The following is a 26,136-nucleotide window of genomic DNA, read 5'->3' on the forward strand; positions in this document are numbered from 1 at the left end:
TGTTCTTGGCATGGTATTGGTTATGGTTTTACTTTTGGCGAAGCAAATTATAACTCTTTACCATGCTGTTCAAAGAACACTCACGAAAGATCAACACGCCCTAATAACTTTTTCATAAAAATACCTTAAGAATGATTGGAACCGAGATGGCAAGCCACAAAAGCAGTGTCGTGATTATCAAGATTCAATAAGTTCATGGGAGACAGCATCTCCCGACCGATGTTGAACATTATTCCAGAGGTGTTTTGTCGTTACTGTATGGGTTTGTCAGCTGAATCATTACACAGCTGAATGGTAATGGTGAATACCGCACCCTTTAAGGCTTGGCTCTGACCTACCTCCACGGTAGCGCCGTGTTGAGCACAGATCTTCTCGACGATAGACAGCCCTAAACCATGGCCGCTCTTGGCTTTGTTACGCGCTTTGTCGCCAACGTAAAAGGGTTCGAACAGGCGAGCTTGATGTTCTTGAGCCACACCATCACCGTCATCGTGTACCGCAATCTGTAGCTGATCTTGATGCACGGTCGCTGCAATCGACACTTGTGAGCGTGCGAATTTCATTGCGTTACGCACGAGGTTATCTAGTGCTCGGTTAAATAGCGTTTCATCCGCCATTATTGAGCTAGGTTGCTCTGGTAGCGATAGGTCGATGTTGAGCTGAGTGTCTTTGTTCCAACGCGCCATTGCGTGGTCGAGAAAGTCTCGAATCTCTAATGGCTTTTTTAAGTTTTCTAGGTCAGTGCTATCGAGTTTGGCGTAATACAATAGTTCATCGACCATCTTTTCCATCTCTTCCGTGTCTTCGACAATACTCTCAATCGTGCTTTCTTGCTCTGCGTTTAGCTGGGTGTCTTTCAACATTTCAGCTTGCCACTGAATACGGAATATTGGCGTGCGCAGTTCATGAGCGACAGCATTAGTGAGTGAGCGATTACTTTCTACCAAGCGATGAATTCGGTCGGCCATTAGGTTGAAGGATTTGTTCAGTGAACCAATCGCAATACCACTTGAAGTCTCGGCTCGTGTCGAGAGATCGCCCTCCGCAAAACGCAGAGTGGCAGCCTCAAGCTTTTTAACTCGGCGGAAGATAATAAATAGATGACATAACCCATATAAGATAAAGCTCGCTAAAAAGAACAACCAAATGAGGTCATCCTCCAACTCTATTTTTTGCCTAACGAACGCTTCACTGTTGGGGAGGTAGTGATAGGTATTGTCACTGCTTGCTAAGCGAAACCATAGGTCCCGTTCATCATCGTGAAAAACAAAGGTATTCGGATTGGTACTGAAGAACTCTGAAACGGGGCCTGGTATTTCATCGTCTGGGCTGAACGTAACCAGTTTATTTCGTGTGGTTTCTACAAATTGGTTTATCGCTTGATGAGCAGCTTCAAGACCCTGATTTTTAGCGATATTTTCGATCAATTGCTGGTGGGCAGTCGCTTCGTAATCTTCCAGTACATATTCGTAGTCGGTATTGAGCTGATAGACGCTAATCTCGTAGGCGACAAGGCCGGCCATGAAGCAAACTAACAGCCCTAATAGGGACTCCAAAAAGATACGTCGCATAATCGCTCTCTCTATTACGCTCGTATTGAGCGAGGTTAACGCCAGGCGGTCGAAACAAATAAGTAGCCTTTACCGCGAATGGTCTGAATTTTCTCTGCTGGTGTGTGGTCGTCGCCCAAAATCTTCCTTAGACGTACAACCTTGTTGTCAATCGTCCGGTCTATTCCGTCGTACTCAATCCCGCGCAATGTTTGCGTCAAGTAGTCACGAGATAACGGCGTGTCTGGGTTGCTTGCCAATAACCAAAGTAGGTCAAACTCGCTGTCAGTGAGTGATAAAACCGCACCATAAAGTTCACACTTCTTATAAGTGTTTTTCAGAACGAGTTGATCGAACTGAAGGGTGTCTGAGTCATCGACTGAAGCGGTATTGGTGTCTTGGCGGCGTAATAGCGAACGAACTCTGGCCAGCAGAACTCTTGGTTTGATTGGCTTGGTGACATAGTCATCAGCCCCTGTCTCTAAACCAGCGACGTGGTCAAAGTCGTCATCGCTAGCAGTGAGCATCAAGATTTTACCTTTATAGTGCGTACGCGTCTGTCGGCAGATTGTAAGTCCATCAGTTACAGGAAGCATCAAATCCAGCAGTACGATGTGAGGTTGCTCCGTGAGGATGGTGTGTGCGGCATCACTGCCATCGTCCAACACCGTGACATCAAAATCTTGCGCGACGAAGTAGTCCTGCAACATTTTCTGAAGTTTCAAATCGTCTTCCACGATGATCATTTTAGGTTTTGTCATTCCATTATCAGCCTTGTCGTGCGTTTCACTTATTGAGATTAGGTGAGCGAGTCTTCGTCGTGATGAACCATTACGATTATACGCTATTGCATATAAGTTCAGATGCTTCGCCAAATACCTAAAGCGAATGATTAAACACTTTATAAGTTAGTTCAATGATGAATTGGCATTTATAGGAAAATAAAAAACATCGTTCAAATAGGCTCGACATTCTCATACATTTCCACGACAGATAAATTCAGCGCTAAACAATAGAATTTTCTCATCAAACATTTTGGGAATAACGGTATGAACGACTATAGAAATGCATTACTGGCGTTACCTTTGATTCTGTTAGCGGGCTGTAATTCAAGCTCTAACTCAGGTAAAGCTGCCACCAAAGTGCAAGCAAAACCTCAAGCGGATTACGTATTTTCATCAGCGAAACTGGGTGAGTTGTATAAAGAGCGACAAGAGGTCCAAGAATCCATAAAACTTGATTACAACGGTGTGCAGTATGAAATCGTTCTGTTTGCGGAAGATATTAGTGATAAGCAAAAAGTGGTTAGGCTTGCGGATAGTTTAGGTCAAAGTGTGGATCTGTACCTCCCTGATGCAGGATTTGATAGCTGCGGTATCTACACAGAGAGCAAGGGTTTGGACGTGTTTGATTGTGGTGCGGCTCAACGCTCAATCGGCAATGACACCACGTTAATTAACACGACGACGAATACTCATAAGCCCGTCGAGCTTGAGTATCACAATGAACTGGTTCAATACGTGACTAGCCTTGGGTCTACCATTCTGAGTAACACTAAAAGTGGGAACAAGGTAACGATAACCACCTCGTTTGCTTTCAACGCTTTTTACCGTGATGTGCTCAACGAGACTGGCGCTGTTGATCGCATTACTTCCACTCTAGGCGCATCAACCTATTCTCAGCTTTTTGATATCGTGAAATTGTATCAAGGCAGTGAGATGACGTTGAAGTTTACCAACCATATTGGTGGAAGTGCCGACGATGATATCAATATGTACACCGGTCGCATGATCCACAGTAACAACATGACGACGATCGTAACGCCTACGGGGTCGGTGTTCTCTGGCGGCACGGATCTTTTCGCTGCGGGTAACCCACGAGTTTTGCAACGAGCAGATACCACTAAAGCCATTGAGCTTAATAAGCAGGTTGGTGTGCACAGTTGGGCTGAGGATGATAAAACAGCCAAAGACTTCCCATACACGAACGAAAGCCATCGCAAGCAAGCGACCTACTTTAAAAAGGTAATGGGAGACAAAGGAATCGACTTCTATATCTTCACGTTAGATTCTGCTCCGGCTTCTGGCGAACACTGGGTGACTAAGGCTGAGTCAGATAAATACGGTTTCATCACACGCATTGAGTAGCTTAGGCTTGCAATAACATTAGAAACGACTGAGAAGGTTGGTGATGACGCTGTTGTCGCCAACTTTTTTGTTCATTTTTTGATTCGTTACCTGTGTTGATTGTGGATTTCCTTGTCTTAAATTTCAGTATGAAAATTCCTTGATACTTCCTTTCCACTCCCTCCCCAAAAAGTTTCTACAAGGACTCTCACTGATTGATTCTTGAACTTTCTAAGCAAAAACATTTGACCAATAACTATCACACCTCAAATCTTTAATTGTTTTCGTCAGTGCTCTAAATGATATTTAATTTATTGTTTTATAATGATTTTTGTTGTTTTGAATGCTGTATTGTTACGAGTTTGTTTTAAATAATCATTTGAACCCTAACTAAATTTCTGTCATTTTATATTTAACTGAACGTTCAATATAAAATAAAAGGAATGAGAAATGCCGAAGGTTGGGATGCCTGATATACGTAAACCACAGCTTGTTCAAGCCACCATGACGGTGATTGATCGAGTGGGTTTGCATGCCGCGAGTATTGCGTTGATCAGCAAAGAAGCGGGAGTCTCCACTGGCATTATTAATCACTATTTTGGTGGAAAGCATGGGCTGCTCGAAGAGACCATGCGTGAAATCCTTCGTCAACTTTCCAATACCATCACCACGTCACTAAAAGCACTTCCTGTTGATGCTCACCAACAGAGAATTAACGCGATCATCGATGGTAACTTCGAAGGTTACCAAGCTGAAAATAAGGTCGCGAAGGCGTGGTTGGCATTTTGGTCATATTCAATGCATGACGAGCAGCTGAAAAGACTGCAACGTGTGAATGAAAAACGTTTGATTTCACACTTACGTCTTGAGTTGAAAGGTATTTTGAATCATGAACAAGCGGATCTCGTTGCTCACGGGATTGCGTCTCTGATTGATGGTTTGTGGCTGAGAGGCACACTAAACCCAGATGGTATCGATGCTCAAAAGGCGCGTGCCATCATCAATGATTATCTAGATAAACAACTGACGTTCTACTCGTGCAGTACCAAATAGAACGCAGTGTTAGAACTAGAACAGCACTAGAACGACCAATACTTACACCCAAAATTCAAACTAGACCAGTAGAGTCTAATAACAATAATTAAGTCAGAATCTCAAATGGAAATGAACTCGTTATACATCGATGGCGCAGCGGTTAAAGCAACCTCTGGTGAAACCTTTGATAGCATTAACCCTGCCAACGGTGAACCTATCGCGACCTTAGGCCAAGCATCTTCAGCAGATGTCGACAGTGCTATTGAATCTGCGAAACGCGGGTTTGCGGTATGGTCTGCAATGACCGCTGTGGAACGCAGCCGCATTCTTTTGAAGGCAGTGGAAATACTTAGAGCTCGAAATAATGACCTTGCAAATCTTGAGGTTGTTGATACGGGCAAGCCTCTGCAAGAAGCGATTGAAGTGGATGTGGCGTCTGGCGCTGATGTTATTGAATACTTTGCTGGTTTGGCTCCAACGCTACAAGGCGACCAACAGCCGCTGAGCGAATCTCAATTTTTCTACACTCGCCGCGAGCCGCTAGGCATTTGTGCGGGCATTGGCGCGTGGAACTACCCAATTCAAATCGCGATGTGGAAATCGGCTCCGGCATTGGCCGCGGGTAACGCGATGATTTTCAAACCTTCAGAAGAAACGCCGCTAACGGCGCTCAAGCTTGCAGAGATCTTTACCGAAGCTGGTCTTCCTGATGGCGTGTTCAACGTGGTTCAGGGCGATTACCGTGTAGGTCAAATGCTAACGGCGCACCCAGATATCGCGAAAGTGTCGTTCACGGGCGAAACCGGTACCGGTAAAGCGGTAATGGCAGACAGCGCTAAGACGCTGAAATCAGTCACCATGGAACTTGGCGGCAAGTCACCGATGATCGTGTTTGATGATGCGAAATTGGATGATGCAGTTTCCGCTTCGATGGTGGCTAACTTCTACACCCAAGGCGAAGTGTGTACTAACGGTACCCGTGTTTATGTACACGAAAACATCTACAACGCATTCATCGATCAACTTAAAACACGCACTGAGAAGCTGATCATTGGTGATCCAATGGACATGGAGACTCAGATCGGCGCGTTGATTTCTAAAGACCACCTTTCAAAAGTTCTCGAAGCGATTGAGCTGGCAAAACAGTCAGGGGCAACTCTGCTGACGGGCGGCTATCGAGTGACAGACAACGGCTTAGCGAACGGCAACTTTGTTATCCCAACCGTGTTTGTAGATTGCGAAGACAACATGCCTCACGTTCAACAAGAGATCTTCGGCCCTGTAATGTCAGTGTTGAAGTTTACGGACGAAGACGACGTGATTCGCCGCGCTAACGACACCAAATATGGCCTTGCGGCTGGTGTGTTCACGCAAAACCTTTCTCGTGCGCACCGTGTTATTCATCAAATGCAGGCAGGTATTTGTTGGGTGAACACGTGGGGTGACTCACCAGCAGAAATGCCGGTTGGCGGTTACAAGCTTTCGGGTATTGGCCGTGAAAATGGACCAGAAACCCTACTTCATTATACGCAGACTAAGAGCATTCTTATTGAACTTGGCGACTACGCCAGCCCTTATGCCTAACGCGTAACACTCAATTTTATGGGTTAGCTTAACAGAGCTAGCCCCACTGACTTATCTCAGGGAAATCAAAACATGGAACAACGCTACGATTATATTATCGTCGGCGCGGGTTCGGCCGGCTGTGTGTTAGCGGATAGGCTAACGGAAAGCGGTGAACATAGCGTTTTATTACTGGAAGCTGGTGGTACGGACAAGAGTATTTTTATCCAAATGCCAACCGCGCTTTCTTACCCAATGAATACTGAAAAGTACGCTTGGCAATTTGAAACAGAGAAAGAGCCGGGCCTTGATGGACGTGAACTGCACTGCCCACGTGGCAAAGTGTTAGGCGGCAGCTCATCGATCAACGGTATGGTTTATGTTCGTGGCCACGCGTGTGATTTTGACCAATGGGAAGAAGAGGGCGCTGCGGGTTGGAACTACCAAGCATGTCTGCCTTATTTCCGCCGTGCTGAATCATGGAACAAAGGTGGTGATGAATACCGTGGAGACAATGGCCCTGTAGGCACTTGTAATGGTAACGATATGGAGCTCAACCCGCTTTACCAAGCGTTCATCGATGCAGGTAAAGACGCCGGTTACCCAGAAACACAAGACTACAACGGCTACCAGCAAGAAGGCTTCGGCACTATGCATATGACGGTAGACAAGGGTGTTAGAGCCTCAACCTCTAACGCTTATTTACGTCGAGCATTGAAGCGTTCAAACCTGACCTTGAAGAAAGGTATCGTGGCGCGTCGTTTCCTACTTGAAGCACAAGACTCAAATGGTCAATCGGGCTTGAAAGCCGTCGGTGTCGAGTTTGAAAAGTCAGGAAATACCCAGGTGGCTGTGGCGAACAAAGAAGTGATCTCTTCTGCGGGTTCTATCGGTTCTGTTCAACTGCTGCAGCTTTCTGGTATCGGCCCGAAAGCGGTGCTTGAAAAGGCTGGCGTTGAGCTGAAACACGAACTGAGCGGTGTCGGTGAAAACCTTCAAGATCACTTAGAAGTGTACTTCCAATATCACTGCAACGAACCCATCACGCTCAACAGCAAGCTTGGTATGGTCAGCAAGGGCATGATTGGCGCGGAATGGATTCTGACTCGCAAAGGCCTTGGTGCTACTAACCACTTTGAATCGTGCGCGTTCATTCGTTCTCGCAAAGGATTGAAGTGGCCAAACATTCAATATCACTTCCTGCCAGCAGCGATGCGTTACGACGGGCAAGCGGCCTTTGATGGTCACGGTTTCCAAGTACACGTTGGCCCGAACAAGCCAGAGAGTCGCGGTACGGTTGCGATCACTTCTGCTGATCCGCATGCCAAGCCAGAGATCATTTTCAACTACATCTCGACTGAACAAGATCGCCAAGATTGGCGCGATTGTATTCGTCTGACGCGTGAGATTTTGTCTCAACCTGCGATGGATGTGTACCGAGGCAAAGAGATTCAGCCGGGTCTAAATATTACTTCCGATGAAGCGATTGATGAATGGGTTAAGCAGAACGTTGAAAGTGCTTATCACCCTTCATGTAGCTGCAAAATGGGTTCAGATGATGATCCAATGGCAGTGCTTGATGAAGAGTGTCGCGTTCGCGGCATTGATAATCTGCGCGTTGTTGACTCATCTGTTTTCCCTGTTATTCCGAACGGAAACTTGAACGCCCCGACCATTATGGTGGCTGAGCGTGCTTCCGATTTGATTTTGGGTAAGCCAATGCTCAAAGAGCAGGACGTTCCAGTGTGGATTGCACCTGAATGGCAAGAGAAGCAAAGAATCAACAAACCAGTAAGAGAAGCGTAAGCCTCTGTTATTGAGATAAAAATAATAAAAAGTAACAACCAAAATTAGTCAAAAGTCAGCAAAACTGCCCTGATTAGTATGAGTTAGGGCAGAAAAAGGAAAGATAAAAAGGAATCATTATGACGACTCAACATAAACAAACCGCTACAAAAAAGGTATTAGCAACATTAGCCATCAGTTCATTTGCATTTGGTGCTAACGCTTCTATTGAACCACAGCAATGTGAAAACGTCCGCTTCGCTGATGTAGGCTGGACTGACATTACCGCAACAACCGCCGTTACTTCTGAACTATTAAAAGGCCTTGGTTACAAAACCAAAACCGACCTACTTTCAGTACCGGTGACATACTCTTCAATGGCGAACGGCGATATTGACGTATTCCTAGGCAACTGGATGCCAACCATGGAAGGCGATATTGCTAAGTACCGTGAAGAGGGCACGGTTGAAACCGTTCGTGCCAACCTTGAAGGCGCAAAATACACGCTAGCCGTACCAAAATACGTGTACGACTCAGGTGTAAAAAGCTTCGCAGACCTAGCAAAACATGCCGACAAGTTTAAAGACCGCATCTACGGTATTGAGCCGGGTAACGATGGCAACCGCTTAATCCAATCAATGATTGATTCTGACGCGTTTGGCTTGAAAGATTTCAGCCTAGTGGAATCAAGTGAAGCGGGCATGGTATCGCAAGTATCTCGCGCTGCTCGTCGTAGCCAGTGGATTGTTTACCTTGGTTGGGCTCCGCACCCAATGAACAGCAATGTTGAAATGGAATACCTTTCTGGCGGTGACGACTTCTTCGGCCCTAACTACGGCGGCGCGAATGTTTACACCAACGTTCGTTCAAACTACCTGTCTGAGTGTGCAAACGTCGGTCAACTTCTACAAAACCTAGAATTCACTCTTGAGATGGAAAACCAGTTGATGGAAGAGATTCTTAACCAAAAAGTGAAGCCAGAAAAAGCGGCTCAACAATGGTTGAACAAGAACCCTCAACAAGTTGAAGCTTGGTTAGACAACGTAAAAACGCATAAAGGTGAATCAGCGACTCAAGCCGTTACTGAATACCTAAAGCAAGTTAAAGCTTAGTTCTACCTATCTCAACAGCTACATAAATAATAAAGGTGGGCTTGCCAATTTATCGATTGGTTTGAAGTAGCCCACCCATAATAAAAGGCAATATTGTGAATTTTATTACGGAAAACAAAATCCCTGTCGGACAATGGATGGAAGCGGGTGTTGATTGGCTAACAATCAATGCAGCAGGATTCTTTGACGCTATTTCGATTTTTCTAGAAACCGTCATTATGTTTTTAGTCGATGTATTTAAGTGGATGCCGCCTGCACTGCCAATCGTGATGACTGCTGCGATTGCATGGTACTTACACCGTAAACCTTCGCTGGTGATCTTTGTGGTCGCAGCACTGCTGACTATTCTTAACCTCGGCTATTGGCAAGAAATGCTGGAAACCTTTGTTCTCGTCTTTGCGGCGACAACGATTTCCGTATTAATTGGCGTACCGGTTGGCATCCTGGCTGCTCACCGTCCTTGGCTCTATACAGTTTTGCGTCCAATTCTTGATTTGATGCAGACAGTCCCAACTTTCGTTTATCTGATTCCAACTCTGGTTCTATTCGGCTTGGGTATTGTTCCTGGCTTAATCTCTACCATTATTTTCGCGATAGCTGCACCGATTCGTTTAACCTACTTAGGCGTCACTAAAGTGCCTGAAGAGTTGATTGAAGCGGGTAAAGCGTTTGGTGCCAGCCGCATGAAGTTGCTGATGAAGGTCGAATTACCGGCTGCCTTACCAAGCATCATGGCGGGTGTAACCCAATGTATTATGTTGTCGCTTTCGATGGTGGTTATCGCCGCTCTTGTCGGTGCTGACGGACTTGGTAAACCTGTTGTTCGAGCATTGAACACAGTGAACATCTCACAAGGTTTTGAAGCTGGATTAGCGATTGTATTAGTCGCAATCATCCTTGACCGCTTGTGCAAAACACCAAACCAGAAGGAAGCTTAATCATGTCTAACTCTCAGGAAAAAAAGACAATGGACGCGATTACCATTAAGAATCTCGATGTTGTGTTTGGTAATAAATCGAAACAAGCGCTTGAGCTACTCGACCAAGGTAAAACTCGCCAAGAGATCATTGATGAGACTGGCCAAGTGGTTGGCGTAGATAATGTGTCGCTGACCGTTGAAGAAGGCGAGATTTGTGTGCTGATGGGGTTGTCTGGTTCTGGTAAATCATCTTTGCTTCGCGCAGTTAACGGCCTGAATGAGATCAGCCGTGGCTCATTGGCGATCAAAGATGGAGACAAGCAGGTTGATTTAGGTGAACAGTGCGACGAAGCGACCTTGCGTCATCTTCGTACTCACCGCGTTTCTATGGTGTTCCAAAAATTTGCCCTAATGCCTTGGTTAAACGTGTTAGATAACGTGGCGTTTGGTCTTGAAATGCAGGGTGTAGCGAAAGATGTTCGTCGTGCTAAAGCGCGTGAACAGCTTGAAATGGTGGGTTTGGCAGAGTGGGAAACCAAATTTCCACATGAGCTTTCTGGCGGCATGCAGCAACGTGTTGGTTTGGCGCGTGCGTTTGCAATGGACACCGACATTCTGTTGATGGATGAACCGTTTTCGGCGCTTGATCCACTGATTCGTGCTCAGTTGCAAGATGAGCTAATTTTATTGCAAAACAAGCTTAACAAAACGATTCTGTTCGTGAGTCACGACCTAGATGAAGCACTGAAGATTGGTAACAACATCGCGATCATGGAGTCAGGAAAGCTGATTCAACACGGTAAGCCTGAAGAGATCGTATTGACGCCAAAAACAGAATACGTAAAAGACTTCGTTGCACACACCAATCCATTGAATGTGCTTAAAGGTCGCTCTTTGATGCAGCCTCTTGATTCACTGACGCAAGAGAATGAAAGCTGGAAGATCTGCGATTCTAAAGATCTCTGGATTGAACAGAATGAAGGTGCTTTATCTGTGAAAGGTGAATCTGCTTTGGCGCTTGTCGAGTGGAGCGAGTCTGACGACCTAACCGCGATCAGCGCGTCGAGTGTGGTCGTGGCAAGTCCGGAAATTGGCATGCGTGATGCGATTAAACTGAAACAGCTAAGTAATCACCCGATTTTGCTGGTGGAAGACAATCAACTGGTCGGTATTCTGGATAACAGCGAGTTTTACAACGCACTAACGGGTAATTTTCAGATGAATACAGCCGCGTAAAATTTCGTTTTCCAGCTTGGCGATTAGGGCTGGTTTTTTATTAGGTGGAGAGGGTTAAGTCTCTCTACCTCTATGATTATTAAAATATATTATTCTTTGAACTTGTATTCTCTGACTCGTTATTTTTGCCTTCATTGAAGCTTTCATTTCCCCTTCATTAAGTAAAAGTGCCGTACCACGCAAGTTTAGTGGTATAGAAAAGATTGAGAATAGTATGAACATCAGTACAATGCGGAAAAATCAATGAAGTAATTTATCAATTTACAGTGTAATTCGAGCTCACCTGACGTAAATAATCAGGACATATCATCGCTTCGACGCTGTAAAACCATTCACAGTATATTAGTACAAAGGTCTGCATCTTGGACAAACATGACGAAATCCTGGTCGCTATTCGCCAAATTATTCGCGCTATCGATTTACACTCGAAGAAGCTGAGTAAAGAGTATGGTTTGACTGGCCCTCAATTAATCTTAATGAGAGCAATCCAAGAAATGGGTAATGTGACGATCAAAGAATTGTCTAATCACACCAATGTAAGCCAAGCCACCACAACCACGATCATCGATCGCTTGGAACTGAACGGCTATGTACAACGTGTTCGCAGCTCGTCAGATCGCCGCAAAGTACACGCAAACCTGACTGAAAAAGGTCAAGAGTTGCTAAACAATGCGCCACCACCGCTGCAAGATAACTTCGTTAAAAAATTCCAAAACCTAGAGCCGTGGGAGCAAAGCTTACTGCTTTCTTCAATGCAGCGAGTATCATCAATGATGAACGCAGAAGACATCGACGCCGCTCCAGTACTTCAACTTGAAGGCATTGCAAACGTAGCCAAGAGCTAACCTTATTTATAAATTGTTTATTTAGAACAACAACTTAAATAATTGTCAAATGGTCGCACTAAGCGGCCATTTTTGATCCTGCCATTTAAAATCTCTATTTGCCCTGCGTGTTAGTTACGCCTTCTTATTTTAAATTCCCCTGACTTTTTGCCCCGTTTGTAGCCGCCTCATTGGATTGTCATCAAAACTCCATTGACGATTCTCTGACAATAAAACACTAGACCGACCGGTCTGCTGTGTATTATTGTGTGCTCATCTTAACCACGAGGTGATGTATGAAATACGAATTGACGCCAACACAAATGACCATGACGTTGAACAACATGCAGGGAGCTTTTGCACAGAACCCGATGCCAGCGGTATCGGTGAGAATTGAGCAGTTGCTTGCACTTAAATCTGCGCTTATCGACTACACAGATCGTTTGTGTTCAGCCGTGAGTGAGGACTATGGTCACCGCAGTCGACAAGACACTTTGATGGCCGACATATTACCTTGTATCGGAAATATTGATCACAGCATTGAGTGTTTACCTCATTGGTCGACTTCTTCGATTCGTCATTCCGGCCCTTTGCTTTCAACCTCTCGTGTTGAAGTGGTTTATCAACCCAAAGGTGTTGTCGGGATCATTGCTCCGTGGAACTTCCCGATCATGTTATCCGTCGGCCCGCTTATTTCGGCGTTGGCAGCGGGCAATCGCGCCATGATCAAGATGAGTGAATTTACCCCAGCGACGAACCAAGTATTAAGAGCGCTATTGGCGGAAGTCTTTCAATCCGATGAGGTGTGCTTGGTTGAAGGTGAGGTAGAAATCGCAGCCGCATTTTCGGCGTTGCCGTTTGATCATCTTCTGTTTACGGGGTCAACCCAAGTGGGTCGCCAATTGATATCGCGGTTGAGCGAATCATTTATGGTAAGAGCCTCAATAACGGGCAGGTGTGTGTGGCTCCTGACTATGTATTGCTACCCGAAGGGAAAGTTGAATCTTTCATTCAAGAGTATAAAAACAGTACCAATTGCTGTTCGATGAAGGGGTCTATTCCGAGAGTTTGACGTCCCTAATCAATCCTCGTCAATGCGATCGTATTGTCGGCTTGTTGAATGAAGAGCAACAAGCAGGAACGCGAACCGTCGCTTGCCATGACGAAGCGATGGACTTAGGTAACCATCGTTTGGTGACGCACCTAATTGTTGAACCAAGCCTGTCATCCAAGGTGATGAACGAAGAGATTTTCGGCCCACTATTACCCTTGATTACGTATCGCAATATCGAAGAGGCGTTCCAAGTCATCAATAGCAAACCAAGGCCGTTAGCGCTCTATCTAATGAGCTTTGATTTGAGCTTACAAGCTCAGGTTAAACACCAAGTTCATTCCGGCGGAATGTGTATCAATGACTGTGTTTTCCATTTAGCGGTTGATGACGCGCCGTTTGGTGGCATTGGCGAATCAGGCCAGGGCAATTATCACGGTAAAGAAGGGTTTATCACTTTCTCTCACGCTAAAACTGTGTTGGAAACAGGTTTAGATCACCGCGTTAAGCATCTGTTTTCAAAAGAAGACAACGAATTAAAAACCGCAGTGATGGGCATGCTTGGCCAGTAAATCACTGTTGGAATGACACTGTTTATTTTTCAAAAAGTTATTTTCACGAAATTATTTTAAGAGGTTACTTTTATGTTGGAACGTTTTTTTGAACGTACGATCAAATCGTATTTGATGATTACAGGTTTCTTAACAGCGACGGCATTTTCCACTTTCCTAGCGCCAGATTGGAGTATGCAGACGCTGTTCTCGTACAACGATACCATGATGGAAAACAAGGAGTACTTGCTCGGTACTTATCAACACTGGGGTGTGATGGTTGGCTGTATTGGTGTGTTGTTGATGTTCTCGGCGAAGTACAAATCGTTGCGAACCTCGACCATGATTTACAGCGCATTTGAGAAGTCGATGTTTGTTGGTATCTTCTTATACAACGTGTGTATCAACGATTATGAGTGGTTCTATGGCAGCAGCTCAAGAGTATGACCCTGCGCTCGACTTATTACATTGGATGTCGCAAGCCGCGCATTAATTCAAATCTTAACTCAGGTTACTCGCAGAAAAGTTAATTACTGAAAAAGTTAATTACTGAAAAAGTTAATTACTGAAAAAGTTAATCACAGAAATTGGAGAACGTCTTATGCAGACATTCAAGAAATCTTTAGTCTTCACTGCAATGGCTGCGGCAAGCAGTGCTGCTCTGGCGGCTGAATCAGAAAAACCGAATATTGTTGTTATTGTTGGTGATGATGTTGGCTTTGCCGATACACAGCCTTATGGCTCAGAAGCCAATACACCAAACCTAATGGGGCTGGCTGAAGAGGGGGTTAAGTTTACTAATTTTCACGCGTCACCAACTTCATCGGTAACGCGCTCTATGATGTTAACCGGAGCAAATAGCCACGAGGTTGGGCTAGGCACTTTCGACTATGCTGTCTATCCGGGTGCGATTGGCAAGCCGGGTTATGAAGGTTACCTCACCAAGAAAGGGGTTACGGTCGCAACGCTGCTTAAAGAGAGTGGCTATAACACTTACCTCTCTGGTAAATGGCACTTGGGGCACGACGATGGCTTCTTACCTGACGATCGAGGTTTTGGAGAGAGTTACGGTATTTTAGCGGGTGGTTCGAATCACTTTAACCGAGATATGATGTTCCCGGCCAAAAACGCCGCGACAGCGGATGCGCTGCAAAAAGGCGATATTCCCGGTGTTGAAGTTGAGCCAACTTACCGCAACGGTGAAGTGGTTGAGGACAAGTACAAAGGCGAGTACTCAGACCAAGTTTACACCAACGAGATCATCAAGATGATCGACAGCAAAAAAGACGACGGTAAGCCTTTCTTCGCTTACGTCCCATTCACCGGTATTCACCTGCCACTGCAAGCGCCTGAGTCTGCCTATCAAGATAAAGTCGATTACTACGTTGAACATGGTTGGGACTCGGTTCGAGAAGATCGTTTCCAACGCATGAAAGAGATGGGTGTGATTCCAAAAGACGCCGATATTTCAGATCGTAACGCATTAAGCCGACCTTGGGACTCGCTCTCTGAGAAAGAACAAAAGTGGTACGGAAAGAAAATGGCTGTCGCGATGGGCATGATGGAAATGCAGGACCAACAAGTCGGTCAGATAGTCGATTACCTGAAAGAAATCGGGGAATACGATGATACTTACATCATGTACTTAGCGGATAACGGCCCAGAAGCGGCGGATATTACCGGTGAAAATATCAGTGATTTGATCCGAACGTGGACTGCTCATCATTTTGATAATTCGACTGAAAACTTGGGCAAGGCGAACTCCAGTGTGTCACTTGGCCCTGAGTGGGCAAGCGCTTCAACCGGTGGCCTATCTTGGTACAAAGCTTACACAGCAGAGGGCGGTATCCGTGTGCCGTTTATCGTTAAGCCAGCCAAAGCGCTTCTAGAAGGTGAAGATGCGTTACAGCCGGGAACTCAAACAGATGACTTATCACAAGTGAAAGACATTGCAGCCACGATTCTTGAGATTGCAGAGGTCGATCATCCAGGAACCGAATATCAAGGTCGAGAAGTGGCGCCGATGAGTGGTGTGAGCTTGTTGCCTTACTTCAAAGGGGAAACGGCAGACGTGCACAGTGCCAACAATGCGATTCCATTTGAATTGTTTGGTAGCGGAATTCTGCTTAAAGGTGATCATAAGATCATCCGAATTTCTACGGGAATGGGCGGTGACAGTGAGTGGCACTTATACAACACCAAGAAAGATCCAGCTGAGCAACATGACTTGAGAAATGAAATGCCAGATCTGTTCCTTGAAATGGTCGCTGAATATCAAGAATACGAAAAAGCGCAAAATATCGTCCCGGTTGACGAAGCGTGGAACCCGTTTGAAAACGTGAAATAGAGGAAAAAACCACTCGGCCAACCTAATGCCATTAAGCTTGGTTGGCCGATGAACACCGTGTAAAGGAATTACGAATTGTTTTGGCTAATACAATAACTTTACATCGAGGCACTTTTCATGACGACATTATCGCTATCAAATTTGAGTTCAGTTCCGCAGTTCAATGGCAAAGCACACAGCAAGCTTCAAGCGCTAGCAAAACCGATTGGGGCGGTGTGTAATATCAGTTGCACCTACTGTTATTACTTAGAAAAACAACAGCTGCTTGAATACCCAAAAGGCTCTCAATATACGATGGATGAAGCTCTGTTAGAGCGTTATATCAAGCAATATATAGAAGGGCAGAATACACCTGAAATCATCTTTTCTTGGTATGGTGGAGAACCTACTTTATTGGGGATTGAATATTTTCAAAAGGTGGTCGCACTGCAGAAAAAATATTGCCCTAGCTACAGCAAGATCAGCAATGACCTTCAAACCAACGGCACGTTACTGAATGATGCGTGGTGTGAGTTCTTCAAGAAGAATGACTTTATCATTGGTGTGAGTATTGACGGCCCAGAGCACTTACACAATCACTACCGAACCAACCGTGCAGGCAAAGGCACTTTCTCTCAAACAATGCGCGGCATTCGCTACTTGAAGCAACATAACGTCGAGTTCGCGACCCTAAGCTGCGTGAATGATGTGACAGGAAAGTATCCATTAGAGGTCTATCGCTTTCTGCGTGATGAAGTGGGTTCGAAGCAATTGCAGTTTATTCCTGTGGTCGATAAGCGCGAAGCTCACACCAACAATAAATGGTTGAGCAACCAACAAGCGATCATACCCGTATCAGGCGAGGTTGAAGCTTGGAGCGTCGATTCAGTGCAATGGGGAGAATTCCTCACTACCATTTTTGACGAGTGGTTCGAACACGATTTTGGTCGGGTATTAGTGCCGTACTTTGAAAATTTTGTCGGCGTATGGATGGGCAGAGAAAGCACCATGTGCACCTTGAGTGAGATCTGCGGCAAAGGGTTAGCAGTTGAGCCCAATGGCGATGTTTATTCATGTGACCATTATGTCTTTCCTGAATTTCAGTTAGGTAATATTCAGGAACAAGCACTTTCAACTTTAGCCTTCTCGCCAAAGCAGCAGCGTTTTGGGTTCGCCAAACAGAAGTCTCTGCCGAAACAATGCCAAGCCTGTGAGTTTAAATTTGCATGCCATGGCGAGTGCCCTAAAAACCGCATCATCAAAAGCCGAGATGGTGAGGCTGGGTTAAATTATCTCTGTGAAGGATGGCTAAGCTTCTTCAAGCATGTCGACCCTGTTATTAAGGGCTTACTCAAAGCCAATAATATTCCGTCTCGTCTGGGGTAACGGAGTAGGCGTGAGTCAATTTAGTTAATATTTACAGTAAGATAGAAGGCTCGCATGAATTATGCGAGCCTTTTGGTATTTGGTAACGGGTATATCTAGTCAGCCGATTCTTGGGCTGGGCTTATGGCGAGAAGAGTCTCTTCCATGGCATTGTTTAGAATCGAACGGTTACGCTGCATGGCGGCCATGAGCGTTGAGCCTAGCCATAGGCCATAAAGCATTCGAGACAGCGATTCTGGCTCTGCGATCGTGAAATCACCGGTCTCATTACCTTCTTCAAATAGCTTCGCCATACGCAGGATGATCTTTTCTGCGCCTATTGCCATGGTCGATTGCAACGGGTTAGCAGACCCAGATACTTCTCCCGCCAGTTTTACGACAAGACATTGGATATTGAAGTCTTCAGTCAGTTTCGATGCACACCAAAACTCGAAATAGGCTTTAACGCGATCACGACGAGAAAGCGACTCATCACTTAAAAAGTCGTCCAGCTTAGCGAGATGCTCATCAAAGTAGTTAGTAAGAAGGATCTCACCAAAGTGTTCTTTGGATTTGAAGTAATGGTAAAAAGAACCCTTCGTGCCTTCCGCTTGGTTGATGATTTTCATCAGGCCAACACCAGCAAACCCGTGTTCATTGATAAGGCTAAACCCTGCATCGAGCATAGCTTGTCGCATGTCTTTCATTGTTCTTACTCTTTATGCTGAGAATGAGGAATAGTGTAACGAGCAACATACCAACCGTCCAGTCTAGCGCGTTAGGACGCGGTCAATAATTGACTCGTTTCGTCAAAGTAACTTTTTCTCTTATTGTCGCTTCTAAGCGACAAAACTTTTTTCAAGATAAGCACATCCTATAAATCGAAAATAACAACCTTAAAGGGCTTGTTTGGTGCCTTAAAATGGCTAAAACAGGGCATTTTAAGTTGCTGTTTTTGTTGGTTTTTAATTTGGTGTATTCTTAAGATCGCAATGGTAGTCTTAGCTTAATTTCTTTAGGGGGCTAAATGGACACCAATAACAGCACTTATCATCACCACAATTTTGCTCAGCAAGACTTATCAGAGCTTACATTTACAGCCTGTACGTTTATCCGTTGTGATTTCAGACGTTCGAACTTACGTGATGCAACGTTTATTAACTGTAAGTTTATCGAACAAGGCGATATTGAGGGATGCCACTTCGATGTTGCAGATTTGCGTGATGCAAGTTTTCAGAACTGTCAGTTGGCGATGGCGAATTTTAGCAACGCGAATTGCTACGGTATTGAGTTACGTGATTGTGACCTGAAAGGGGCGAACTTTACTCGTGCTAACTTTGCCAACCAGGTAAGCAATAGAATGTATTTTTGCTCCGCGTATATTACGGGCTGTAACCTGTCATACGCCAACTTGGAGCAAGCTTGTTTAGAGAAGTGTGAGTTATTTGAAAACCGCTGGATAGGTACTTACCTTGGCGGAGCGTCACTAAAAGAGTCCGATCTTAGCCGAGGCGTGTTCTCGGAAGATGTATGGGGGCAATTTAGTATGCAAGGGGCGAATTTATGCCATGCTGAATTAGAAGGGTTAGATCCTCGCAAAGTAGACACATCGGGGATTAAAATCGTTGCTTGGCAGCAAGAGCAACTGCTTGAAACCATGGGTATTGTGGTAATGCCCGATTAATAGGGCTAGCGAAGCGAGTAAATGGTATAGAGAAGGCGGTTGTTTTGTTTTCCTAACCATTGATAGACTACTGGCTCGCGGCTGCACATGTTTATATTCAATTTAATCTAGAGAAAATTATGACTATAGAAAATGTGCTTCCTGAAGATGATGCAGAAATGCTTAAGGTTTGGGAGAATTCGGTCCGAGCAACTCATGACTTTATTACAGAAGAAGATATTGAGTTTTTTAAACCTATCATCATGGAACATGCGTTCCCTGCGGTTTCTTTGAAATGCGTTAAAAATGAAAGTGGTTCGATAGTTGGCTTCGTGGGTGTCCATGATGCAAAAGTCGAGATGCTTTTCGTTTTGAATGAAGTTCGAGGGCAAGGCGTAGGTACGGTGCTGTTGCAACATGCGATTGAGCAGTTAGCAGCCACCAAAGTTGACGTTAATGAGCAAAACCCACAAGCGGTAGGTTTCTATCAGCACATGGGGTTTAAAGTAGAATCACGCTCACCACTTGATGATATGGGAAAACCATTTCCAATTCTGCATATGACGCTGTAAGACTCGGTTGTCGTATCACTCGGTTGTAATCAACCACAGTCGCTAGAAGAAAAGCCCAAAGCTAATAACTTTGGGCTTTTCCGTATCTGAACCAATGATAACCAAATTATCCAATATGAGGCAGATCTGAATAGGTGCGTGAACGAGGTGTTACTCACTTACAAAGTGGTGGTGTTTGTATTTCATACGGGATCTTGGTCACTGATCTTAGCGCTTAACATTACCCAAACGCCCAAATTAAATGTAACCATCATCACAATTAATACTTGGTCAATATGTATAAATAGATCTTTATCACGTTTGTGTAATCTTATTTAAATCCTATAATTGGGCTTGCTATCAAATTTAAACTATTGACTTGTTGTTAATAATAAAATTGTAATTAAATTTCATGATAAATATGAGAGGTAGAGAATAACTAATCGTTTGACTCTGATATTTAAGTGACCTGGATCTCACTTTGTTGCCATTTCTCTATTCTTCTACTTCCATTGATAATAATCCCAACAAAAACGAACAAAGAATAACTGGGATATATTATGCTTTATGACCTTATTGACCACGACCTAATTGATGTTATTAACCACTCTGAATACAAGTGGGAAGATGCAGTTAAGGAAACGACTCGTTACCTACAAGATAAGGGCTACGTTACCGATAACTACGCAGACGCGATCATTCAGTCAACGCATGATAATGGACCTTATTACGTTCTTTGTCCAGGTATTGCTATGCCTCATGCCCGCCCAGAAGCAGGTGTACTAAAGACTGGACTTGGTATTCATGTCTTTTCTAACCCGGTGGATTTTGGGTCTGATATGGGGCCTGCCAATGTCTTATTAACATTAGCTGCAAAGGATTCAGATACACACATTGAGGTTATTCAAGCGCTTAGCGAAATGCTGGTTGATGAAGAAAACATTGCCAAACTGGCTGCTTCTTCTTCAAAAGCAGAAGTGCTTGAAATTATTAAAAGTTACTAATAATAACCTTTGAAAATAAGGAATATAACGTGTCTACAAATATAAGAGCCAAAGTGCAAGCTTTTGGTGGTCATCTGACTGCCATGGTATTGCCAAATATCGGAGCCTTCATTGCTTGGGGCTTCATTACCGCATTATTTATCCCAACAGGTTGGATGCCGAATGAGTATTTCGGTGAGCTTGTTGGTCCGATGATTACCTATTTATTACCATTATTGATTGGTTATACCGGTGGTCAGATTGTTGGTGACAAGCGTGGTGCTGTAGCTGGTGCTATCGGTACTATGGGTGTTATTGCCGGCGCCGAGATTCCAATGTTTGTTGGTGCAATGATCATGGGTCCACTAAGTGGCTGGGTGATTGTTCAAATCGATAAACGCCTACAAGACAAGATCCCTTCTGGTTTCGAGATGGTGGTAAACAACTTCTCGCTAGGTATCTTCGGCATGTTGATGTGTCTATTTGCTTACGCGATTGTTGGTCCAGCTGTAACTGCAGCGAACCTATTCGTTAAATCGGGCATCGAAGCGCTTGTAGCGACTGGCTTCCTACCGTTACTTGCAATTATTAATGAACCAGCAAAAGTCTTGTTCCTGAACAACGCTATCGACCAAGGTATTTACTACCCACTAGGCCTACAAGCAGCAGCTGAAACAGGCAAATCTATCTTCTTTATGGTGGCGTCTAACCCTGGCCCTGGTTTAGGTATGCTTCTGGCTTACGCTAAGTTTGGTCAAGGTCTAAGTAAGAAATCAGCACCAAGTGCAATCATCATCCACTTCTTCGGTGGTATTCATGAGCTGTACTTCCCATACGTGCTAATGAAGCCAATCATGATTTTAGCGATGATTGCAGGTGCGGCAACAGGCATCGCAACGTTCAATCTACTTGATGCTGGTCTGGTTGCAGGTCCAAGTCCAGGTTCAATCTTCTCTTACCTAGCTCTAACACCAAAAGGCAGCTTCTTCGCGACCATCGCCGGTGTAACAACAGCAACGATTGTTTCTTTCTTAGTCGCAAGCGCAATCCTCAAAGTAAGCAAGAAAGAGGAGTCTGAAGAAGAGTTTGAGCAATCAATCACAGACATGAAAGATATGAAAGCTGAAGGTGTAGCAGCAAAATCGCCAGCACAAGCAGCGGTAAAAGCAGAAGCGAAAGACATTAAATTTGTCGCCTTTGCATGTGATGCAGGGATGGGCTCAAGCGCAATGGGGGCATCAACCTTTAAGCGCAAACTCGAAAAAGCCGGCTTTAACGTTGAAGTGAAGAACTTCGCAATCGAAAAAGTGCCGAGCAACGCGGACGTGGTGGTGACCCACGAGAGTCTAGAGAGTCGAGCAATCAAAGCAACAGGCCTGCCTGTGGTGACCATCAAGAACTTCCTACATGACCCAGCATTAGACAACCTAATGGACACCATCGGTCAGCAAGCTTAATTAATATTCTGGGGTCAGGTATTGGCCCCACTTTTCGGAGATAAAATCATGGTTCAAACAACTGCAGCGGTAATTTGTGGTGAGAAAGACGTTCAACTAAGAACCTTCGATCTACCAAAGATTTCAGATGATGAACTGCTGGTTAAAAACGTTTCAAACAGCATCTGTCTATCGACTTACAAAGCAGCACTCCTCGGCAGTAACCACAAACGTGTGCCTGAAAATATTGCTGAAGTACCTGTAATGACAGGCCATGAATACGCAGGTGTGATTGTAGAAGTAGGTGCTAACTTACAAGACCGTTTTAAGCCGGGCGAACCATTTGTACTGCAGCCCGCAATGGGCTTGCCAACAGGCTACTCAGCAGGCTACAGCTACGAGACATTCGGTGGTAACGCGACGTACTCAATCATCCCTAAAGTAGCGATTGATTTAGACTGTGTGCTGCCATACAAGAGTTCTTACTATGCAAACGCATCGCTTGCAGAGCCAATGTCTTGCATCATCGGTGCGTTCCACGCTAGCTACCACACAACCCCATACGTGTATGAACATCAAATGGGCATCAAAGAGGGCGGAGCGTTAGCGCTACTTGCATGTGCTGGCCCTATGGGTATTGGCGCGATTGATTACGCGATTAACGGCCCTGTGAAGCCAAGCCGTATTGTGGTGACTGATATCGATGAAGCTCGTCTCTCGCGCGCAGAAAGCCTTATCCCGGTATCAAAAGCGACCGAGAATGGTATTGAACTCCATTACGTAAACACAGCGAAAATTGATGACCCTGTTACGTACTTAAAAGAACTGAATGACGGCAATGGCTATGACGATGTCATGGTGTATGCAGCGGTTGCACAGGTGCTTGAGCAAGCTGATGAGCTATTAGGTAACGATGGCTGCCTGAACTTCTTTGCTGGTCCAACAGATAAGCAATTTAAAGTACCGTTCAACTTTTACAATGTGCATTATGAATCTACGCATATTGTAGGAACCTCTGGCGGTTCAACAGGGGATATGGTTGAATCCATTGAACTTTCGGAAGCGGGTAAGATCAACCCATCATTTATGCTAACTCACGTTGGTGGCTTAGAGGCGGCACCTCACACTATCCTAAATCAACTGGATATTCCGGGTGGTAAAAAGCTAATCTACCCGCATATTGACCTGCCACTGACGGCAATTGATGAGTTCCATAAGCTAGCAGAGCAAGACCCGTTCTTCGGCGAACTAGACCGAATTTTGAAAGATAACAACTACGTTTGGAACGAACTGGCAGAGAAAGCACTGCTTGAGTTCTACGGCGTTAGCCTAACGGCGTAATCGATGATTTCGTGGCAGCTACACTGCTGCCACGACCAATAAGGAACATGTTATTACGGTGCAAGACGAATTATTAGATGCCTTAGAAGAGTGCGAAACCGCCACTTGTTTTATCCAAGCATCTCATAAGCTGATTAGCGTTAAGTTAAAGCATTTGTTACCAAGGGTATTTGTTCAAGATCCTTTGGTGATTGAGTATGCCGTGACCCCTCTACTCAAAGAGGATGGTCCTTTGGTCGAGATTGATGTGGTATCAAAGCTGATGTTTGCGATGGGTAAGATCTCACTAGAGAGTTACGCAGATATTAACTTGTTTGACCAAATGCACGGTTTTGTCGCTCAGCAACAAGAGCCAATTTCGTTTAGTGATGATGTCATTTACGACTTCATCACTAATCAAGCGACGCTCTCAAAGAGCGACGGCAGCATCTATCTTGATTCGATTAACCAATTAAAATTTTCATCATTCGACTCCTTTTCTCAAGCTCGCTATGAGTCACTGGTCAAAACCGTGTTGAAGCTCGCTTGCGAAGGTTTGTTAGAAACCGTGGAGAACGAAATTTTAGATTAAGGCTTTTCATATGAAAGTTTCCCTAAATGTCAGTGGCTTTGAGACCGAAGCTGTGTTTTCAGATAACAATATCGAACAAATTCATAAGCCATTGGTTGAAAAGTTTTCTCGTCTTTACCAAGAAAAGAACGAACGAACGGTTATATTCTTAGCTGCGCCTCCTGGCAGTGGAAAATCAACCCTAGCGGCATTCTGGGAGTACCTATCTCACACAATCCCAAATGTTGAACCATTGCAGGTGCTGCCTTTCGATGGCTTTCATTACCCGAACGAGATCCTCGATTCGAATTACACCATCCGCGGTGAAGAGAAGATAAAGCTGCGTAGTATTAAAGGCGCACACGAAACCTTTAACCTCACATCTCTTATCGACAAACTCAAGAAGCTAAAAGTTCAAGACCCAAAGTGGCCTTACTACGATCGTAACCTGCATGATCCAGTTGATGACGCAATCACCGTTGAAAAAGAGATTGTGGTGATTGAGGGAAATTGGCTTCTGCTCGATGAACCAGTATGGAGTGGGTTGAATGAGCTTGCTGATTTCACCATCTTCATCGATACCGCTCCTAAGTTTTTAGAAGAGCGTTTAGTGAACCGCAAGATTCGTGGTGGCTCAACGCTTGAAGAGGCTCTCGCTTTTTATAAAAGTTCAGATTCAAAGAATGTAGACATGGTTTTAAATCATTCTGTAAAAGCGGACCTAACTCTATATATGAACCAAGATGGTTCTTTTGATATCAATTAATTCTAGGAGGTCGCTATGAAGATCGTCGTCGACAGCCACACTCATACTCTTGCCAGCGGCCATGCTTACAGCACTATTATTGAGAACGCTAAAGCAGCACAGCATAAGGGGCTGAAACTTCTTTGTACAACGGATCATGCTCCTGAAATGCCGGGTGCCCCCCACTACTGGTTTTTCAACAATCAAAGAATTTTGCCCCGCTTTCTTCACTATGTTGGAATCCTGCGTGGAGTGGAAGCAAACATCACCAACATTGAAGGAGACTTAGATCTATCCCCTTCAACCTATCAGCACCTTGACTGGACTATTGCCAGCTTCCACGAACCTGTGTTTCCTCCATCCACTGAAGAGATACATACCCAAGCCCTCATTAATATAATTGAGGGGGGAAAGGTTGATGTGCTTGGGCACCTTGGTAACCCAAATTACCCATTTGATATTCGAGCCGTGCTCGAGTGTGCTAAACAGCACAATGTGGCGATTGAGGTGAACAATACCTCTTTGACGGGAAAAAGCCGCAAGGGGAGTGATGTACGCTGTTCTAAGATTGTGGAGATTGGAAAGCGAGTTGGTGTTTACTTTTCTACAGGTTCTGATGCGCATTTCTGTGAAGAGATTGCTCATTTGGGTCTTGTAAAAGCATTACTTGAAAAGCACGGTGTGGAAGAAGACAAAATAATCACTACCTCAACATCCCGCTTTTTGAACTTTTTATTACTGCGCGGTAAGAGTCGAATCGAAGAATTTGCACACTTATATTAAGTGTGTTGCTGAGTTAATGATTACTGGTATCAAAAAGCCCAAAGCTAATAACTTTGGGCTTTTCCGTATTTGGTAACCAGCATTTTATAATGAATTGTAGAAAAGAGAATGCTTGGTGAATAGAGAACTGATTAGTGCATGCCTGAACGCATCTTGTCGGCGAGAGCAAAGAAGACAAAAATGACGAAGCATACTAGAGCAACACACAGTGAAGCTATGATTGTTGTTGCGTCTTTTGATATCAATGGAACAACGATAGAAGCTAATGCAACTAACATAACCAAGATATGAACGATTCGTCCGATGATTGGGTTTTTATGACAGAATGAAGCCCATAGGTAACGCATTTTTAACACCAGTATAATATTAGTGGGTTTATTCTATTTTCTTAATGAGTATTTTGTAAATAACATTTTGTTACAAGAACCAGTAAGTATGATCTAAGTCGTTTTAGTATAAAACTGATTAAATAACAGAAAGTTACTTGTATTATATACAATGTTTATCATCTAAATGAGAAACATAGTATTCCGTATTCTTTGGAATACTAAGTCAAATATTATTCAACTTTTTGTTTCTTGACTTAAGATCTCATTTATTGAGTGTTTTATTAAGAGATCGGTTGCGTATAGCCATTGATA

The 26,136-nt window shown here is 44.4% G+C and carries 22 protein-coding genes and 3 pseudogenes; 21 read left to right on the forward strand and 4 right to left on the reverse strand.

The annotated features are described in order from the left end of the window. Window positions 1–251: 251 nt before the first annotated feature. Together F0229_RS14975 and F0229_RS14980 are read right to left on the reverse strand one after the other, a co-directional pair. Window positions 252–1,571 (reverse strand): cell wall metabolism sensor histidine kinase WalK, encoded by a 1,320-nt coding sequence (locus tag F0229_RS14975; RefSeq protein ID WP_171733153.1) that lies wholly within the window; start codon window positions 1,569–1,571, stop codon window positions 252–254. 35 nt (window positions 1,572–1,606) lie between these two features. Beyond that, the gene (locus tag F0229_RS14980; protein WP_029235467.1) at window positions 1,607–2,311 is read right to left on the reverse strand and encodes a response regulator; all 705 of its coding nucleotides are present in this window, start codon (window positions 2,309–2,311) and stop codon (window positions 1,607–1,609) included. Between the two features lie 288 nt (window positions 2,312–2,599). On the opposite strand from F0229_RS14980, the gene F0229_RS14985 reads away from it, so the two are divergent. From F0229_RS14985 to F0229_RS15045, 13 genes and pseudogenes are all read left to right on the forward strand, one after another. Next, window positions 2,600–3,697, forward strand: a complete 1,098-nt coding sequence (locus F0229_RS14985) for an alpha/beta hydrolase (RefSeq protein WP_102393797.1) — start codon at window positions 2,600–2,602, stop codon at window positions 3,695–3,697. 429 nt (window positions 3,698–4,126) lie between these two features. Beyond that, the gene (betI, locus tag F0229_RS14990) at window positions 4,127–4,729 is read left to right on the forward strand and encodes a transcriptional regulator BetI (RefSeq protein WP_048610022.1); all 603 of its coding nucleotides are present in this window, start codon (window positions 4,127–4,129) and stop codon (window positions 4,727–4,729) included. 105 nt (window positions 4,730–4,834) lie between these two features. Continuing rightward, the gene (gene betB, locus F0229_RS14995; protein WP_171733154.1) at window positions 4,835–6,295 is read left to right on the forward strand and encodes a betaine-aldehyde dehydrogenase; all 1,461 of its coding nucleotides are present in this window, start codon (window positions 4,835–4,837) and stop codon (window positions 6,293–6,295) included. A 72-nt stretch (window positions 6,296–6,367) separates the two neighbouring features. Then, window positions 6,368–8,080, forward strand: a complete 1,713-nt coding sequence (betA, locus tag F0229_RS15000; RefSeq protein WP_171733155.1) for a choline dehydrogenase — start codon at window positions 6,368–6,370, stop codon at window positions 8,078–8,080. A 119-nt stretch (window positions 8,081–8,199) separates the two neighbouring features. Continuing rightward, window positions 8,200–9,171, forward strand: coding sequence for a choline ABC transporter substrate-binding protein (locus tag F0229_RS15005; protein WP_171733156.1), 972 nt, complete (start codon window positions 8,200–8,202; stop codon window positions 9,169–9,171). A gap of 95 nt (window positions 9,172–9,266) precedes the next feature. After that, on the forward strand, window positions 9,267–10,109 hold the full coding sequence (choW, locus tag F0229_RS15010; RefSeq protein WP_171733157.1) for a choline ABC transporter permease subunit: 843 nt from the start codon (window positions 9,267–9,269) through the stop codon (window positions 10,107–10,109). 2 nt (window positions 10,110–10,111) lie between these two features. Further along, window positions 10,112–11,326, forward strand: a complete 1,215-nt coding sequence (gene choV, locus F0229_RS15015; RefSeq protein WP_171733158.1) for a choline ABC transporter ATP-binding protein — start codon at window positions 10,112–10,114, stop codon at window positions 11,324–11,326. 362 nt (window positions 11,327–11,688) lie between these two features. After that, window positions 11,689–12,171, forward strand: coding sequence for a MarR family winged helix-turn-helix transcriptional regulator (locus F0229_RS15020; protein WP_017061075.1), 483 nt, complete (start codon window positions 11,689–11,691; stop codon window positions 12,169–12,171). 275 nt (window positions 12,172–12,446) lie between these two features. Beyond that, window positions 12,447–13,773: pseudogene (locus F0229_RS15025) on the forward strand (aldehyde dehydrogenase family protein). A 72-nt stretch (window positions 13,774–13,845) separates the two neighbouring features. After that, window positions 13,846–14,181: pseudogene (locus F0229_RS15030) on the forward strand (hypothetical protein); the annotation flags it as partial. Continuing rightward, window positions 14,177–14,245, forward strand: a pseudogene (locus F0229_RS15035) (sel1 repeat family protein); the annotation flags it as partial. The pseudogenes F0229_RS15030 and F0229_RS15035, both read left to right, overlap by 5 nt. Window positions 14,246–14,353: 108 nt before the next feature. Continuing rightward, entirely contained in the window at window positions 14,354–16,099 is a 1,746-nt protein-coding gene (locus F0229_RS15040; protein WP_171733160.1) for an arylsulfatase, read from the forward strand. Window positions 16,100–16,216: 117 nt separating this feature from the next. Next, window positions 16,217–17,464: an anaerobic sulfatase maturase gene (locus F0229_RS15045; protein ID WP_171733161.1), complete on the forward strand. Its 1,248-nt coding sequence runs from the start codon at window positions 16,217–16,219 to the stop codon at window positions 17,462–17,464. A 95-nt stretch (window positions 17,465–17,559) separates the two neighbouring features. On the opposite strand, the gene F0229_RS15050 is transcribed toward F0229_RS15045, so the two are convergent. Continuing rightward, entirely contained in the window at window positions 17,560–18,150 is a 591-nt protein-coding gene (locus F0229_RS15050; protein ID WP_171733162.1) for a TetR/AcrR family transcriptional regulator, read from the reverse strand. A gap of 320 nt (window positions 18,151–18,470) precedes the next feature. Here F0229_RS15050 and F0229_RS15055 point away from each other — a divergent pair, with 320 nt between their 5' ends. The 8 genes from F0229_RS15055 (at window position 18,471) to F0229_RS15090 (ending at window position 25,495) form a co-directional block, all read left to right on the forward strand. Continuing rightward, on the forward strand, window positions 18,471–19,127 hold the full coding sequence (locus tag F0229_RS15055) for a QnrS family quinolone resistance pentapeptide repeat protein (RefSeq protein WP_171733163.1): 657 nt from the start codon (window positions 18,471–18,473) through the stop codon (window positions 19,125–19,127). A 119-nt stretch (window positions 19,128–19,246) separates the two neighbouring features. Next, window positions 19,247–19,678: a GNAT family N-acetyltransferase gene (locus F0229_RS15060; RefSeq protein WP_171733164.1), complete on the forward strand. Its 432-nt coding sequence runs from the start codon at window positions 19,247–19,249 to the stop codon at window positions 19,676–19,678. A 539-nt stretch (window positions 19,679–20,217) separates the two neighbouring features. Then, entirely contained in the window at window positions 20,218–20,661 is a 444-nt protein-coding gene (locus F0229_RS15065) for a PTS sugar transporter subunit IIA (protein ID WP_017065190.1), read from the forward strand. Window positions 20,662–20,690: 29 nt separating this feature from the next. Beyond that, on the forward strand, window positions 20,691–22,097 hold the full coding sequence (locus tag F0229_RS15070) for a PTS mannitol transporter subunit IICB (RefSeq protein WP_171733165.1): 1,407 nt from the start codon (window positions 20,691–20,693) through the stop codon (window positions 22,095–22,097). Between the two features lie 48 nt (window positions 22,098–22,145). After that, window positions 22,146–23,417, forward strand: coding sequence for a zinc-binding dehydrogenase (locus F0229_RS15075; protein WP_017065192.1), 1,272 nt, complete (start codon window positions 22,146–22,148; stop codon window positions 23,415–23,417). 52 nt (window positions 23,418–23,469) lie between these two features. Continuing rightward, window positions 23,470–23,988, forward strand: a complete 519-nt coding sequence (locus F0229_RS15080; RefSeq protein WP_048609996.1) for an MltR family transcriptional regulator — start codon at window positions 23,470–23,472, stop codon at window positions 23,986–23,988. Window positions 23,989–23,998: 10 nt separating this feature from the next. After that, complete coding sequence (locus F0229_RS15085) at window positions 23,999–24,733, forward strand: nucleoside/nucleotide kinase family protein (protein ID WP_017065845.1); 735 nt, start codon at window positions 23,999–24,001, stop codon at window positions 24,731–24,733. 15 nt (window positions 24,734–24,748) lie between these two features. After that, on the forward strand, window positions 24,749–25,495 hold the full coding sequence (locus F0229_RS15090) for a phosphatase (RefSeq protein WP_017065846.1): 747 nt from the start codon (window positions 24,749–24,751) through the stop codon (window positions 25,493–25,495). Window positions 25,496–25,626: 131 nt separating this feature from the next. On the opposite strand, the gene F0229_RS15095 is transcribed toward F0229_RS15090, so the two are convergent. Continuing rightward, on the reverse strand, window positions 25,627–25,842 hold the full coding sequence (locus F0229_RS15095; RefSeq protein ID WP_017065847.1) for a hypothetical protein: 216 nt from the start codon (window positions 25,840–25,842) through the stop codon (window positions 25,627–25,629). Window positions 25,843–26,136: the final 294 nt, after the last annotated feature.

The organism is Vibrio sp. AIC-3 (assembly GCF_013114515.1).
Lineage (GTDB): Bacteria > Pseudomonadota > Gammaproteobacteria > Enterobacterales > Vibrionaceae > Vibrio > Vibrio crassostreae_C.